Origin of the sequence: Streptomyces sp. NPDC088785, assembly GCF_044750685.1 — a bacterium.
Taxonomy (GTDB): Bacteria; Actinomycetota; Actinomycetes; order Streptomycetales; family Streptomycetaceae; genus Streptomyces.
On the sequence record NZ_JBIVKH010000004.1, the window covers coordinates 139,777 to 154,573 of the forward strand.

A 14,797-nucleotide genomic window follows, 5' to 3' on the forward strand; every position below is an offset into this window, starting at 1 on the left:
CCCAGATGGCCATGCCACTGCGACAGTCCATCAAGGTTGCGACGTATCTCGCTGAACAGAAGATCCGCAAGCGGGACAAGTTCCCGCTCATTGTCGAACTGGAACCGCTCTACGCCTGCAACCTCAAGTGCGAGGGCTGCGGCAAGATCCAGCACCCGGCGGGCGTGCTCAAGCAGCGCATGCCCGTCGCGCAGGCCGTCGGCGCCGTGCTGGAGTCCGGCGCGCCGATGGTGTCGATCGCCGGCGGCGAGCCGCTGATGCACCCTCAGATCGACGAGATCGTGCGGCAGTTGGTGGCCAGGAAGAAGTACGTCTTCCTGTGCACCAACGCGCTGCTGATGCGCAAGAAGATGGACAAGTTCAAGCCGTCGCCGTTCTTCGCCTTCACGGTGCACATCGACGGGATGCGCGAGCGTCACGACGAGTCCGTCGCCAAGGAAGGCGTCTTCGACGAGGCGGTCGAGGCGATCAAGGAGGCCAAGCGGCGCGGCTTCCGGGTCACCACGAACTCGACCTTCTTCAACACGGACACCCCGCAGAACATCATCGAGGTGATGAACTACCTCAACGACGACCTCAAGGTCGACGAGATGATGATCTCGCCCGCCTACGCGTACGAGAAGGCGCCCGACCAGGAGCACTTCCTCGGGGTCACGCAGACCCGGGAGCTGTTCAAGAAGGCGTTCTCCGGTGGCAACCGGCGGCGCTGGCGGCTCAACCACTCGCCGCTCTTCCTGGACTTCCTGGAGGGCAAGGTCGACTTCCCGTGCACGGCGTGGGCGATCCCGAACTACTCGCTCTTCGGCTGGCAGAAGCCCTGCTACCTGATGAGCGACGGGTACGTGCCCTCGTACCGGCAGCTGATCGAGGACACCGACTGGGAGGCGTACGGGCGGGGCAAGGACCCGCGCTGCGCCAACTGCATGGCGCACTGCGGGTACGAGCCGACGGCCGTGCTCGCCACGATGGGGTCGCTGAAGGAGTCCATCCGCGCCATGTCCGAGACCGTCGCCGGGAATCGTGGGTGAGCATGGCATGAACGGAGAGCCCGTCTCACTGGGCCTCCCCGAGGTACCGGTCCGACCCATCGCCGAGCGGCGTGCCAGCCGCCGGATCATGGTCGGACCGGTGGCGGTGGGAGGCGGCGCACCGGTGTCCGTGCAGTCGATGACGACCACACGGACCTCGGACATCGGGGCCACGCTCCAGCAGATCGCGGAACTGACCGCCTCCGGCTGTCAGATCGTGCGGGTGGCGTGCCCCACGCAGGACGACGCCGACGCGCTCGCGACCATCGCGCGCAAGTCGCAGATCCCCGTCGTCGCGGACATCCACTTCCAGCCCAAGTACGTGTTCGCCGCCATCGACGCCGGATGCGCGGCGGTGCGGGTGAACCCCGGCAACATCAAGCAGTTCGACGACCAGGTCAAGCAGATCGCGCGGGCGGCGGCCGACGCCGGCACCCCCATCAGGATCGGGGTCAACGCGGGATCGCTCGACCGCCGCCTGCTCCAGAAGTACGGGAGGGCGACGCCGGAGGCGCTCGTGGAATCGGCGCTGTGGGAGGCGTCGCTCTTCGAGGAGCACGGCTTCCGCGACCTCAAGATCTCCGTCAAGCACAACGACCCCGTGGTGATGGTCAACGCGTACCGGCAGCTCGCCGCCGCGTGCGACTACCCGCTGCACCTCGGGGTGACGGAGGCCGGCCCCGCCTTCCAGGGCACCGTCAAGTCGGCCGTCGCCTTCGGCGCGCTGCTCGCCGAGGGCATCGGCGACACCATCCGGGTCTCGCTGTCCGCGCCGCCGGCCGAGGAGTGCAAGGTCGGCATCCAGATCCTGGAGTCGCTGGGACTGCGGCAGCGGCGCCTGGAGATCGTCTCCTGCCCGTCCTGCGGGCGGGCCCAGGTGGACGTGTACCGGCTCGCCGACGAGGTGACCGCCGGACTCGACGGCATGGAGGTGCCGCTGCGGGTGGCCGTCATGGGCTGTGTCGTGAACGGGCCGGGGGAGGCCCGCGAGGCCGACCTCGGCGTCGCGTCGGGGAACGGCAAGGGGCAGATCTTCGTCAAGGGCGAGGTCGTCAAGACCGTCCCCGAGTCGAAGATCGTGGAGACGCTCATCGAGGAGGCGATGAAGATCGCCGAACAGCTGGAGAAGGACGGCGTCGCGTCGGGCGCGCCCGACGTCACCGTGAGCTGAGTGCAGGGCTGTCGGTTCGACCAGGAAGGGGGCTCGAGCGTGACGATTCTGGAAACCATCCGGGGGCCGCGCGATCTGAAGGCGCTGAGCGAGGAGGAGCTCGAAGAACTCGCCGTGGAGATCAGGGAGTTCCTGATCCACGCGGTGGCGAGAACCGGCGGACACCTCGGGCCCAACCTGGGCGTGGTGGAACTCTCCATCGCGCTCCACCGGGTCTTCGAGTCGCCCGTCGACCGGCTCGTCTGGGACACCGGCCACCAGAGCTACGTGCACAAGATCCTGACCGGGCGTCAGGACTTCAGCAAGCTCCGCGGCAAGGGCGGCCTGTCCGGCTACCCCTCGCGCGAGGAGTCCGAGCACGACATCGTCGAGAACAGCCATGCCTCCACCGCCCTCGGCTGGGCGGACGGACTCGCCAAGGCCCGCCAGGTGCAGGGGGAGCGCGGACACGTCGTCGCCGTCATCGGCGACGGCGCGCTGACCGGCGGCATGGCCTGGGAGGCGCTGAACAACATCGCCGCGGCCCGGGACCGCCCGCTGATCATCGTGGTCAACGACAACGAGCGCTCCTACGCGCCCACCATCGGGGGCCTCGCCAACCACCTGGCCACGCTGCGCACGACCGACGGCTACGAGAAGGTGCTGGCCTGGGGCAAGGACGTGCTGCTGCGCACCCCCGTCGTGGGCCACACCGTCTACGAGTCCCTGCACGGCGCGAAGAAGGGCTTCAAGGACGCGTTCGCCCCGCAGGGCATGTTCGAGGACCTGGGCCTGAAGTACGTGGGGCCCATCGACGGGCACGACATCGGCGCGATGGAGTCCGCGCTGCGCCGCGCCAAGCGCTTCCACGGGCCGGTCCTCGTGCACTGCCTGACCGAGAAGGGCCGCGGCTACGAGCCGGCCCTCGCCGACGAGGCCGACCGCTTCCACACGGTCGGCGTGATGGACCCGCTCACCTGCGAACCGCTCACCCCCGCCGGCGGCCCGTCCTGGACGTCGGTGTTCGGCGACGAGATCGCCGCGATCGGCCGGGAGCGCGCGGACGTCGTCGCCATCACCGCGGCCATGCTGCACCCGGTGGGCCTGACGAAGTTCGCCGCCGAGTTCCCCGACCGGGTCTGGGACGTCGGCATCGCCGAGCAGCACGCCGCCGTGTCCGCCGCCGGGCTGGCCACCGGCGGACTCCATCCCGTCGTCGCCGTCTACGCGACCTTCCTCAACCGCGCCTTCGACCAGCTCCTCATGGACGTGGCGCTGCACAAGAGCGGCGTCACCTTCGTCCTGGACCGGGCCGGGGTCACCGGGGTCGACGGCGCCTCCCACAACGGCATGTGGGACATGTCCGTGCTCCAGGTCGTGCCGGGGCTGCGGATCGCCGCGCCGCGCGACGCCGACCAGCTCCGCGCCCAGCTGCGCGAGGCCGTCGCCGTGGACGACGCGCCGACCGTGCTGCGCTTCCCCAAGGAGTCCGTGGGCGCCGTGCTCCCGGCCGTCGACCGGGTGGGCGGCATCGACGTACTCCACCGGTCCGACCACCCGCGCGTGCTGCTCGTGTCCGTCGGCGTCATGGCCCCGGTCTGCCTCCAGACCGCCGAGCTGCTGGCCGCCCGCGGCATCGACTGCACCGTCGTCGACCCCCGCTGGGTCAAGCCCGTCGACCCGGCCCTCGCGCCGCTGGCCGCCGGGCACGAACTCGTCGCCGTCGTCGAGGACAACAGCAGGGCCGCCGGAGTCGGCTCCGCCGTCGCCCTCGCGCTCGGTGACGCCGATGTCGACGTCCCCGTACGGCGGTTCGGGATCCCCGAGCAGTTCCTCGCGCACGCCAAGCGCGGTGAGGTGCTGGCCGACATCGGGCTGACCCCGGTGGAGATCGCCGGGCGGATCAGCACCTCCCTCAGTTCGAAGTCCGGCAAGGAGAACCACGCATGAGCAAGGAGTTCGACCTCGGCACGCTGCTCGCCGAGCGCGGCGCCGAACGGTACGAGCTGCACGCCAAGTACCTCAACCACCAACTGCCGAAGATGCTGCACACCATCGGCTTCGACAAGGTCTACGAGCGGGCCGAGGGCGCCCACTTCTGGGACGCGGACGGCAACGACTACCTGGACATGCTCGCCGGTTTCGGCGTCATGGGCCTGGGCCGCCACCACCCCGTCGTCCGCAAGGCGCTGCACGACGTCCTCGACGCCTCCCTCGCCGACCTCACCCGGTTCGACTGCCAGCCGCTGCCGGGACTGCTCGCCGAGAAGCTGCTCACCCACAGTCCGCACCTGGACCGGGTGTTCTTCGGCAACAGCGGTACGGAGGCGGTCGAGACGGCGCTGAAGTTCGCCCGCTTCGCCACCGGGAAGCCGCGGGTGCTCTACTGCGCCCACGCCTTCCACGGCCTGACCACCGGCTCGCTGTCGGTCAACGGCGAGGACGGCTTCCGCGACGGGTTCGCCCCGCTGCTGCCCGACACCGCCGTCCCGCTCGGCGACCTCGACGCGCTGGCGCGCGAGCTGGGGAAGGGGGACGTGGCCGCGCTCATCGTCGAGCCCATCCAGGGCAAGGGCGTGCACGAGGCGCCGCCCGGCTACCTGCGCGCCGCGCAGCAACTCCTGCACCAGCACAAGGCGTTGCTCATCGCCGACGAGGTGCAGACCGGCCTCGGCCGCACCGGCGACTTCTACGCCTACCAGAACGACGAGGGCGTCGAGCCGGACCTGGTGTGCGTCGCCAAGGCGCTCTCCGGCGGCTACGTGCCCGTCGGCGCAACGCTCGGCAAGGACTGGATCTTCAAGAAGGTCTACTCGTCCATGGACCGGGTCCTGGTCCACTCGGCGAGCTTCGGCTCCAACGCGCAGGCCATGGCCGCCGGCCTCGCCGTGCTCTCCGTGATGGAGGACGAGGAGACCGTCGCGAACGCGCGGGCCATGGGGGATCTGCTGCGCACCCGCCTCGCGGCGCTCATCGACCGCTACGAGCTGCTGAGCGACGTCCGCGGACGCGGCCTGATGATCGGGATCGAGTTCGGCAGGCCCCGGTCGCTGAAGCTGCGCAGCCGCTGGACGATGTTGCAGGCCGCGCGCAAGGGCCTGTTCGCGCAGATGGTCGTGGTGCCGCTGTTGCAGAAGCACCGGATCCTGACCCAGGTCTCCGGGGACCACCTGGAGGTCATCAAGCTGATCCCGCCGCTCGTGATCGACGAGGCGGACGTCGAGCGGTTCGTCGAGGCGTTCACCGCCGTCATGGACGACGCGCACGGCGGTGGTGGGCTGATGTGGGACTTCGGGAAGACCCTGGTGAAGCAGGCGGTCGCCATCCGCTGACCGGACCGGGGCACGATCGCCGCAGCGGACTTGCCTCTGGGGCAATAAATTTGCCTCGGGGGCAGGGCTCTGGCTGAATCGACGGTATGAGCCCTGCCCTCCCCGAGGAGGCTCCGGAACCCCCGGAGCTGCCCGCCGTCGCGCCCCAGCTGCGCGCCCTGCGCCGCCGCGCCTCGCTCACCCTGGAGTCCGCGGCCCGCACGGCCGGCCTGTCACCGGCCCATCTCTCCCGGCTGGAGACCGGCCAGCGCCAGCCCTCGCTGCCGATGCTGCTCGCACTCGCCCGCACCTACGGTACGACGGTCTCCGAACTCCTCGGCGAGGCCCCCGCCGATCGCGACGCCGTCGTGCGCGCCGGAACCATGGAGGCCACCGAGGCGGGCGGCTGGACCTACGTCCAGGCCGGCGCCTCCGGGCGCGGCATGCAGGCCCTGCGCGTGCACGTCCCGTACGGCGCGCAGGGCGACATCGTGCGCGTCCACCCCGGTGAGGAGTGGCTCTACGTCCTCGAAGGGCGGCTGCGGCTGCGCCTGGGGGACACGACCCACCGGCTCGGTCCTGGGGACAGCGCCCACTTCGACTCGCTCACCCCGCACCGCATCGCGGCCGCGGACAGCGGCGGGTCCGACCTGCTCTTCGTCCACACCCTGCTCCAGAGCCCGACGACCGCACTGTGCCTGGGAGGCATGTCATGAGCGACGCAGAACGGCCGGGCGGCCGCGACATCGAGGACAAGCTGCCGCGCGGCATCTGGGTGCGCGTCCTGATCTACGTCTTCGTGGGACACGCCTTCGCCGCGTTCGTCTACCTGCTGTTCACGCTCGGCGGCAGCCGCTGACGGGGCCCCGCGCCGCCGATCAGTCGACGAGGCGCTCGCGCAGCCGGTCGCGGGCGGCCGCGTCGAGCCGCAGCCCCTCCGTGAAGTAGCGGTCCGTGGTGCCCCACGTCTGCTCGATGGTCTCGAAGGCCGCGTGCAGGTACTCGGCGCGGGCGTCGAAGAGCGGCGCGAGCAGCTCCATCACCTCGGCCGAGTAGGCGTCGTCCGCGCCGGTGCCGTTGCGGCGGACCCGGTAGCGGCGGTGCCGCTCGTTCGACTTCAGGTAGTCCGCCTCGATGGCGTCCCGCTCGACGCCGACGGCGAGCAGCGTCACGGCGATGGACAGGCCCGCACGGTCCTTGCCGGCCGCGCAGTGCATCAGGGCCGGCGTGCTGTCGTCGGCCATCGCGTGCAGCACCCGGCTGTGCTCGGCGGTGCGGTCGCCGATGATGCTCCGATACGAGGTGATCATGCGCTGCGCGCCGCGCCCGTCGGAGAGCAGCCCGCGCAGCTGGTCGGTGTCGCCGTCGCGCACCATCTTCCAGAACTCGGCGCCGTCGGCCGGGTCGGACAGCGGCAGGTTCACGTTGCGCACGCCGGGCAGCTCGACGTCGGCGCCCTCCAGCTTCTGGTCCGCCGCGTTGCGGAAGTCGAAGACGGTGTGCAGCCCGAGGGAGGCCAGGAACGCGGCGTCCTCGGCGGTGGCGTGCGCGAGGTGGCCGCTGCGGAAGAGCACGCCGGGCCGTACGCGGCCGCCGTCCACGGTCGGAAGGCCGCCCACGTCGCGGAAGTTGCGCACGGCGGTCAGTTCGGGCTCGGTGGACGGGGCGTGCTGCGTCACGTGGGGCTCCTCCGCATCGGGCGCGCCGGCGCCGCTCGCCGGTGGGCCTGCACCCGACGATACGACATGGATTCCCCGGGCAACCATCCGTCTGTTTTGCCCCTTTAAGTACCAAGTATCCGTACGTGGGGGAAGATTGTGTACGTGTGCGTGAGCGGGCTCATATCGGTGACGGTGCGTGGTTGATCTCCCGATCGCCGGGGAGCGGAATTCCCGGAGGAATTGGCGCCGGTAAAGGCGCGGCATCGACAGAGGGTCACAGCGGAATCCCGTAAACGATCAACCAGAATCCCGAAAGGCGAATGCGCTGTTTGTCGCGGCCCGTATTCCTGTCCTACGGTCACCCATCACACCGGACGGAACGCCGAATCCTGCCGCCGCCCGGAGTTCCCACCACAACCCGTGACGGCAGGAGCGGGGGACCCACAGGCAGTACGCCGCCGAGGGAATTCCCGACGTGGCTCGGGGTGCAGCCGGACTCCTTCCCGGGATCCGGCCGGACATCTCCCGTCCGAACCCGACAGCTCACCCCGCAGGCGACGGAGAGGAAAAGCGCCATGTCCGCACAGGCGAAGCACCGCCGTCCGAAGACCCGCCGCGCCACCCGCGCCGCCGCCCTCACCACCGTCTCGGGCGCCGCCCTCGCGCTGCCCCTCATCGGTGCCACCGGGGCGCAGGCCGCGGACTCCGCCGGGGCCGCGCCGGCCACGTACACCGTGAAGTCCGGCGACACCCTCGCGAAGATCGCCCAGAACCGGCACGTCGAGGGCGGCTGGAAGCGGCTCTACCAGGACAACAGGAGCGTCATCGGCGCCGACGCGTCCCTGATCAAGGCCGGCACGAAGCTCACCCTCGGCGGCGCGGGCGGCTCGGCCACCCCGGCGAGCGCCACCACCGGCGGCGGTTACGCGATGCCCGTCGAGGGCTCCGCCGGCACGCCGTACCACGCGAACGGCGCCATGTGGTCCAGCGGCTACCACACCGGCACCGACTTCGTCGTGCCCACCGGCACCCCGGTCAAGGCCGTCGCGAACGGCACCGTGGTCTCCGCGGGCGACGGCGGCGCGTACGGCAACCAGATCGTCATCGAGAACGCCGACGGCTACTACTCCCAGTACGCCCACCTGTCCTCGGTCGGCGTCTCCGCGGGGCAGACGGTCACGGCCGGCGCCCGGATCGGCCTGTCCGGCGCGACCGGCAACGTGACCGGACCGCACCTGCACTTCGAGATCCGCACGACCCCGAACTACGGCTCGGACGTCGACCCGGTCGCCTACCTGCGCGGCCACGGCGTCACCGGCTGACCCACGGCACGCCCCGTACGCCCCGTGCGCCACACCCGGCCCCCAGATATTCCCTGGGGGCCGGGTGTGGTTTGTCACCACTCGTCAACCCCTGGTTACGGTCGCGTAGGTCACACGCCGGGGTGAAAGATGTGTGGTCGTGGCAAACGAATCGAGAGCACTCACGGACGCACCGACCCCGGCCCACGCGACGCACGCGCAGGACGGCGGCCTGATCCGTTCCTACGCGGCGATGGGGGACAGCTTCACCGAGGGCGTCGGGGACCCCGGCCCCGGCGGGACCTTCGTCGGCTGGGCCGACCGGCTCGCCGTCCTCCTGGACGACCGTGCGCCCGAGGACACCTTCCGCTACGCGAACCTCGCCGTGCGCGGCAAGCTCCTCGACCAGGTCGTCGAGGACCAGCTCCCGCGCGCCCTCGAACTCGCTCCCGACCTGGTGTCCTTCGTCGCGGGCGGCAACGACATCATCCGTCCCGGCACCGACCCGGACGACGTGGCCGAGCGCTTCGAGAAGGCCGTGGCCCGGCTCTCCGGCGCCGCCGGCACCGTGCTGGTCGCCACCGGCTTCGACACCCGTGACGTCGCCGTCCTCAAGCACCTGCGCGGCAAGATCGCCACCTACAACATGCACGTGCGGGCCATCGCCGACCGGTACGACTGCGTGATGCTCGACCTGTGGTCCCTGCGGTCCATCCAGGACCGCAGGGCCTGGGACGGCGACCGGCTGCACCTCGCCGCGGAGGGGCACACCCGCGTCGCGCTGCGCGCCGCCCAGGCCCTGGGCATCGAGGTGCCCGCCGACCCGGAACAGAGCTGGCCGCTGCTGCCGCCGCGCGGCACGTTCGCGATCCGGCGCGACGACATGCACTGGGCGCGCGAGTTCCTGGTGCCGTGGATCGGGCGCCGGCTGCGCGGCGAGTCCTCCGGCGACCGCGTGCAGGCGAAGGGCGTCCTCGACCCGCACGAGATCAAGCTCCAGTTGCAGTCCGCCTCCTGAACCGGCCCCCGACCGGCCGTTCCTGAGCCGGTGAGGTGACCGGGCGGAGTGGCGTCCGCCGGCGGGCCCGTGCGGGTGCTGGGATGTCGGCTGCCCGCCTCTCGGCGGACCCGACGGAAGGACCCGCCCCCATGCCCGTACGCACCCGTCATCGCGTGGCCGTCGCCGCCGCCCTGCTCGCCGTCGGGACGGCGGCGGTGCCCGCCGCCGCGGCACCCGCGGCGACGCCGGCCACCGTCCGCGCGGCCCGGGCGCCCGAGCGGGCGACGGTGACCGTCACCGGCGAGGGCCGGGCCACCGCCGACCCGGACCTCGCGGTCGTCACCGCGGGCGTCGAGGTCACCCGGCCCACCGGCAAGGAGGCCCTGGCCGCGCAGAGCGCCGCCGCGGACGCGCTCCTCGGCGCCGTGCGCGCGGCGGGCGTCGCCGACCGGGACGTGCGCACCGAGAACCTCTCCCTGACCGCCGTCCGGGCCTCCGGCCCGCAGCCCGGCGACCCCTCCGAGGTGACCGGCTACCAGGCCGCCCAGACCTTCTCCGTGACCGTCCGCGACCTCGCGCGCACCGGCGCCGTGCTCCAGGCAGTGTCCGACGCGACCGGCGACGCCGGCCGCGTCGACGGGGTCGTCTTCGACGTCGCGGACCCGGCCGCCCTGCGCTCCCACGCGCGCGCCGCCGCCCACGCGGACGCGCACCGCAAGGCCGTCCAGTACGCCAAGCTGAGCGGGCGCCGGCTCGGCCGCCTGGTGTCGCTGCGGGAGGACTCCCAGGGCCGCGCGCGGCCCGTCACCCTGCCGATGTCGGCCTTCGGCGACGCCGCCGCGAAGGTGCCCGTGGCCCCCGGCACGATCGAGGACCAGGTCGGTGTCACCGAGGTGTACGAACTGCGGTGACGGCGGGCGAGGTCAGCGGGCGGACGACGTCAACTGGGCCCGCTCCAGGCCCAGTTCGCGGGCCAGCGCGTCGTCCACCCACTCCTGGGTGCGGGCCCGGGACACGGCGCCCCCGTAGGTCGTCATCTGCACGGCGAGACCGTCGAGGAGGGCCGTCAGGCGCAGCGCCGCGGCCATCGGGTCGGGACAGCTGAACTCGCCCGCCGCCACCCCTTCGGCGACGACCTCGGCGAGGGCCGCCTTCCACCGCCGGTCCAGGTCGCCCGTCACCTCGCGCAGCGCCGGTTCGCGCAGGGCCACGGCCCAGCCCTCGATCCACAGCCGCCAGCCCTTGGCCTGGCCGGTGGGCGCGTACCAGCGCACCGCCGCGCGCAGCCGCTTCAGCGCCGTGGTCCGCCGGCCGAGCAGCTTGCGCAGGCGGGCCAGGTCGTCCTCGGCGGCGTGCGTGAACGCGGCCGAGACGAGCTTCTCCTTCGTCGAGAAGTGGTACAGCACCAGCGCGTTGCTCACCCCCAGCGCCGAGGCCACGTCGGAGATGCGCACGGCGGCGACACCGCGTGCCTCGATCTGTTCGATGGCGGCCCGCAGCAGTTCCTCGCGCCGTTCCGCCACGCTCAACCGGACTCTGGTCACCCGGGCCACCCTAGTTGCTCGGGGCGCCCGGCGGGCCGGCTCCCGCGGTACGGCCGAACGCCGGCGGCAGGGGCACCGGGCGCGGTCAGCGGTACCACCCGAAGCGCTCCGCGAGGACGGGCAGCCGGTCGGCGACGAGCGCGTGCGCGGCGGCCCGCGGCGTCGTCCCGTCCCGCTCCGCGCGGGCCAGCGTCCGGTCGACGAGCGTGCGCAGGGCGCGCCGGGTGTGGGCGAACGCCTCGTCCGCGTCGGCGCCGATGTCGCCGAAGAGGGTCCACCACCACCAGGCGTTCGTCCCGGAGTTGACGACCACGTCCGGCAGGACCGTGACGCCGCGCTCCGCCAGCAGGGCCTCCGCGTCCGGCAGGACCGGCATGTTGGCGGCCTCGACGATCCACCGGGCGGTGATCCGCCGCTGGTTCACGGCGTCGATCGCGTACGACACGGCGGCCGGCACCAGGACGTCGGCGTCGGCCGAGAGCCAGGCGTCGCCCGGCAGGTCACGGTCCCCGGCCCGCAGCGCCGAGCGGTCCACCGTGCCGTGCGCGTCCCGGGCCGCGAGCAGCGCCTCCACGTCGAGGCCGTCCGGGTGGGCGACCGTGCCCCCGAGGTCCGCGACCGCGACGACCTTGAGGCCCGCGCGCGCGAGGAAGCGGGCGGTGGCGCCGCCCATCGTGCCCAGCCCCTGGAGCGCGACCCGGGCGCCCGCGTGCGGGACGCCCGCGCGGTCGAGCGCCGCCAGCACCGACTCGGCGACGCCGCAGCCGCCCACCAGTGCGTCGAGGCCGATGCCGTCCACGTCGACCGCGAAGGCGGCGGCGAGCCGCTCGCGCGCGGCCGCCTCGTCGTCGAGCAGCGGGTACACCGCCTGGATCGACGAGACGAGCCCCGCCTCGGCCGCCGCCTCGTCGACCAGGTCCTGGCTGAGCCCGAGGTCCTCGCCCGTCGTCCACACCGACTCGATGTAGGGGCGCATCGCCTTCAGGTACCGCACCAGGACGCCGTACGCGGCCGGGTCGCGCGGGTCGCAGTCGATGCCGCCCTTGGCGCCGCCGAGCGGGATGTAGCGGCTCCGCGGGTCGTAGTGCAGCGCCTCCTTCATCGTCATGCCGCGCGCGAGCCCGGCCACCTCGTCGAGGGTGCAGCCCGGACGCATCCGCAGGCCGCCGCTGGACACCCCGCGCACGAGCCGGTCGACGACCAGATAGCCCTTGCGGCCGCTGACGTGGTCGGTCCAGGTCAGTTCGATCAGCGGACCGGTGGTGGCTGCGGGGGTCGTCATGCGGTCTCCTCGGAGGTGGCGGGCGGGACGGGGACGGGGATCCTCCAGTCGATTAACTGAATGACCAGTCAGTATCCGGGCCAGTATCGGGAGCGGCCGGGAATCCTGTCAACGCGCGTCGACCGGCGCGGGGACAAACCGGGGGCGCCGTGCGTTGTCGGTGAGGCCGCACATAATGGAAACCCTGATCGATCAACCGGGAGGCGCCGTGTCACGTTCACTGAGTTCCGGGCTGCGCTCACTGCAACCCGCCGCCTTCGGCGCCGAGCCCGCCGGCGCGCGCCTGGAGCGCATCCGGAGGTCGCCGAACTTCGCGGACGGCTCCTTCCGGAACCCGGAGGGCGCGCGCACCCGCCCCGACGGCTCCATGATCGAGTTCGCGAAGGTCTACTTCCGCAAGGAGGAGCGGGTCCTGCGGGCGCCCGCCGGGACCGTGCCGGTGCACCCCACGACCCTCGCCGACCTCGCGAAGCCGTCGGCGAGCGGCCTGCGCGTCACCTGGATGGGACACTCCAGCGTGCTCGCCGAGATCGACGGGGCGCGGGTGCTCTTCGACCCGGTCTGGGGCGACCGCTGCTCCCCGTTCGCCTTCGCGGGCCCCAAGCGGCTGCACCCCGCGCCGCTGCCGCTCGCCGCGCTCGGCCCGGTCGACGTGGTGGTCATCTCGCACGACCACTACGACCACCTGGACATGCCCACGATCAAGGCGCTGGCCGACACCGACACCGTCTTCGCGGTGCCGCTCGGCGTCGGCGCGCACCTGGAGCACTGGGGCGTGCCGGCCGACCGCCTGCGTGAGCTGGACTGGCACGAGGAGACGAAGGTCGCCGGGGTCACCCTCACGGCGACCCCCGCGCGGCACTTCTGCGGCCGCGGCGTGCGCAACGCGCAGCACACGCTGTGGGCGTCGTGGGTGGTCGCCGGGCCGGACCACCGGGTCTTCCACAGCGGCGACACCGGCTACTTCCAGGGCTTCAAGGAGATCGGCGCGGAGCACGGCCCGTTCGACCTGACCATGATCCAGATCGGGGCCTACTCCGCGTACTGGCCGGACATCCACATGACACCCGAGGAGGGCATCCGCGCCCACCTCGACCTCCAGGGCTCCGCGGTGTCCGGCCCGATGCTGCCGATCCACTGGGCGACGTTCAATCTGGCGCCGCACCCGTGGACCGAGCCGGGCGAGCACTCCGTCGACGCGGCCCGCCGCGCCGCCGCCCGGGTCGCCCTGCCGCGCCCCGGCGAGCCCTTCGAGCCGTCGGCCGCGTCGCTGCCCGCGAGCCGCTGGTGGCGCGTGGCCGCCGCGTGGCCGTCCGGGCGCCGGCCGCTGACGGACGCGGGGGAGCCGGAGGTGGCGGTCGCGGGGTAGGGGCCCTAGTGCGGGGTTCCCAGGAAGGGGAACTCCGCGCGGAGGTCGGTGTGCGGGCGCAGGCCGTCGTGGGGCACCGCGCCGCCGGTCAGCTGGGCGACCCCCAGATTGATGACGTCGTCGGTCAGGGTGCGGCCGTTGGGGAATCCTTCGGCGCTCGTGCTGTCGTACGTCACCAGATCGGGGAGCAGGCTCTCCGCGAGCGCCGCGGCCCGGTCCCTCGGGTGGCCCGCGAGCTCGAAGACGCGAGTGAACTTGTCGAGGAAGCCCGCGCGGTCCTTCGCCGGCTCCTGCTGGTTCCAGACGCGCTTGTCGTCGTCGTCCTGGTTGAAGTTGTTGTCGATCCCGGGCCGTCCGGCCCGGTCGCCCTGGACCATCCGGCCCTCGTGCGGAACGAGGACCCTGGCCCAGACGCCCACCCGGGGGTTCGGGCCGAGCGCGCTGTTCGGGACGTCCAGCACGATGGCGAACACGTTCTTGTCGGCGAAGAAGTCCTCGCCGGTCCACTCGAACTTGTTGCTCGCGCCGACCGGGTCGGCGAAGAACGGGTCGCTGCGCAGCCCGGCGAAGAACCGGAACCCGCCGGCCTCGGTGATCCGCGGCTCGGCGCCGAAGGTCACCGGCGCGTCCCGGAAGACGGTCTCCCCGGCGTCGAGGTCGGCCGCGTCCCGCCGGCCGGTCGCCCGTCGCAGGCTCGCGGTCTGCCCGTGCTCGCGCACGGGGGAGAAGCGGATGCGGAAGGCGATGTCGGTGACCGCGTCGGCGTCGGTGTCCACGCCCAGTTCGTAGACCGATTCGTGGTCGACGGCGTCGTCGGTGACCGGCGAGGTCGGGTTGATGTCGAGCACCAGGATCGTTCGGCTCGCGTCCTCGGGGCTCCGGAAGACGTAGAGATCGGTGATGTGGCTCCTGGGATCCGTGCTCGTGGGGCTGATCCCCAGGCCGGAGACGTGGTGGGACATTGCGCGACTCCCCTCAGCTGGCGGTGCGGACCGGATGGCGCGGTGGAGCGGCGCGGCCCCGCCGGTCCGTCGTGGGAGGCCGTCGCGGGAGGCGCGGCGCCCGGCGCGGCGCCTCCCGGTCGGCTCGATCGCGGCGCGGTCGAGGAACGCCCAGGGCAACGATCGGCCCGCCGTCCGCGGCTGTACATC

General features: G+C 72.4%; 14 protein-coding genes and 1 riboswitch. Of the genes, 10 read left to right on the forward strand and 4 right to left on the reverse strand.

Annotation, left to right across the window (positions count from 1 at the left end; all coding sequences use genetic code 11):
• Positions 1-5: 5 nt before the first annotated feature.
• The 6 genes from hpnH (at position 6) to ACIP5K_RS14650 (ending at position 6,348) form a co-directional block, all read left to right on the forward strand.
• Entirely contained in the window at positions 6-1,028 is a 1,023-nt protein-coding gene (gene hpnH / locus ACIP5K_RS14625; protein WP_401409308.1) for an adenosyl-hopene transferase HpnH, read from the forward strand.
• Between the two features lie 7 nt (positions 1,029-1,035).
• Positions 1,036-2,199: a flavodoxin-dependent (E)-4-hydroxy-3-methylbut-2-enyl-diphosphate synthase gene (ispG, locus tag ACIP5K_RS14630; protein WP_401409310.1), complete on the forward strand. Its 1,164-nt coding sequence runs from the start codon at positions 1,036-1,038 to the stop codon at positions 2,197-2,199.
• Between the two features lie 39 nt (positions 2,200-2,238).
• Positions 2,239-4,128, forward strand: a complete 1,890-nt coding sequence (gene dxs, locus ACIP5K_RS14635; protein ID WP_401409312.1) for a 1-deoxy-D-xylulose-5-phosphate synthase — start codon at positions 2,239-2,241, stop codon at positions 4,126-4,128.
• Positions 4,125-5,510, forward strand: a complete 1,386-nt coding sequence (locus ACIP5K_RS14640) for an aspartate aminotransferase family protein (protein ID WP_401409315.1) — start codon at positions 4,125-4,127, stop codon at positions 5,508-5,510. Before dxs ends, ACIP5K_RS14640 begins: the two co-directional genes overlap by 4 nt.
• Before the next feature lie 86 nt (positions 5,511-5,596).
• On the forward strand, positions 5,597-6,205 hold the full coding sequence (locus ACIP5K_RS14645) for a helix-turn-helix domain-containing protein (RefSeq protein ID WP_401409317.1): 609 nt from the start codon (positions 5,597-5,599) through the stop codon (positions 6,203-6,205).
• Positions 6,202-6,348 carry a DUF6126 family protein gene (locus tag ACIP5K_RS14650; RefSeq protein ID WP_401409320.1) on the forward strand — a complete coding sequence of 49 codons (147 nt, stop codon included), beginning with the start codon at positions 6,202-6,204 and terminating at the stop codon, positions 6,346-6,348. The genes ACIP5K_RS14645 and ACIP5K_RS14650 overlap by 4 nt, the downstream gene beginning before the upstream one ends.
• Positions 6,349-6,367: 19 nt before the next feature.
• Here the strand turns inward: ACIP5K_RS14650 and ACIP5K_RS14655 are convergent, their stop codons facing one another.
• A complete protein-coding gene (locus ACIP5K_RS14655) occupies positions 6,368-7,168 on the reverse strand; it encodes a tyrosine-protein phosphatase (RefSeq protein ID WP_401409322.1) in 801 nt (266 codons plus the stop codon).
• Positions 7,169-7,549: 381 nt separating this feature from the next.
• Positions 7,550-7,720: riboswitch (cyclic di-AMP (ydaO/yuaA leader) on the forward strand.
• Between the two features lie 5 nt (positions 7,721-7,725).
• On the opposite strand from ACIP5K_RS14655, the gene ACIP5K_RS14660 reads away from it, so the two are divergent.
• The 3 genes from ACIP5K_RS14660 (at position 7,726) to ACIP5K_RS14670 (ending at position 10,362) form a co-directional block, all read left to right on the forward strand.
• Positions 7,726-8,472: a LysM peptidoglycan-binding domain-containing M23 family metallopeptidase gene (locus ACIP5K_RS14660; RefSeq protein ID WP_401409325.1), complete on the forward strand. Its 747-nt coding sequence runs from the start codon at positions 7,726-7,728 to the stop codon at positions 8,470-8,472.
• Between the two features lie 211 nt (positions 8,473-8,683).
• Positions 8,684-9,469: an SGNH/GDSL hydrolase family protein gene (locus tag ACIP5K_RS14665; RefSeq protein WP_401410203.1), complete on the forward strand. Its 786-nt coding sequence runs from the start codon at positions 8,684-8,686 to the stop codon at positions 9,467-9,469.
• A gap of 131 nt (positions 9,470-9,600) precedes the next feature.
• Positions 9,601-10,362: an SIMPL domain-containing protein gene (locus ACIP5K_RS14670; RefSeq protein ID WP_401409327.1), complete on the forward strand. Its 762-nt coding sequence runs from the start codon at positions 9,601-9,603 to the stop codon at positions 10,360-10,362.
• A 12-nt stretch (positions 10,363-10,374) separates the two neighbouring features.
• Here ACIP5K_RS14670 and ACIP5K_RS14675 read toward each other — a convergent pair whose 3' ends face one another.
• Together ACIP5K_RS14675 and ACIP5K_RS14680 are read right to left on the reverse strand one after the other, a co-directional pair.
• Complete coding sequence (locus ACIP5K_RS14675; RefSeq protein ID WP_401409330.1) at positions 10,375-10,995, reverse strand: TetR/AcrR family transcriptional regulator; 621 nt, start codon at positions 10,993-10,995, stop codon at positions 10,375-10,377.
• Positions 10,996-11,080: 85 nt separating this feature from the next.
• On the reverse strand, positions 11,081-12,277 hold the full coding sequence (locus tag ACIP5K_RS14680; RefSeq protein WP_401409333.1) for a Glu/Leu/Phe/Val dehydrogenase dimerization domain-containing protein: 1,197 nt from the start codon (positions 12,275-12,277) through the stop codon (positions 11,081-11,083).
• Between the two features lie 175 nt (positions 12,278-12,452).
• Here ACIP5K_RS14680 and ACIP5K_RS14685 point away from each other — a divergent pair, with 175 nt between their 5' ends.
• Positions 12,453-13,646: an MBL fold metallo-hydrolase gene (locus ACIP5K_RS14685; protein ID WP_401409335.1), complete on the forward strand. Its 1,194-nt coding sequence runs from the start codon at positions 12,453-12,455 to the stop codon at positions 13,644-13,646.
• A gap of 5 nt (positions 13,647-13,651) precedes the next feature.
• Here ACIP5K_RS14685 and ACIP5K_RS14690 read toward each other — a convergent pair whose 3' ends face one another.
• Positions 13,652-14,608: a DUF4331 family protein gene (locus ACIP5K_RS14690; protein ID WP_401409338.1), complete on the reverse strand. Its 957-nt coding sequence runs from the start codon at positions 14,606-14,608 to the stop codon at positions 13,652-13,654.
• Positions 14,609-14,797: the final 189 nt, after the last annotated feature.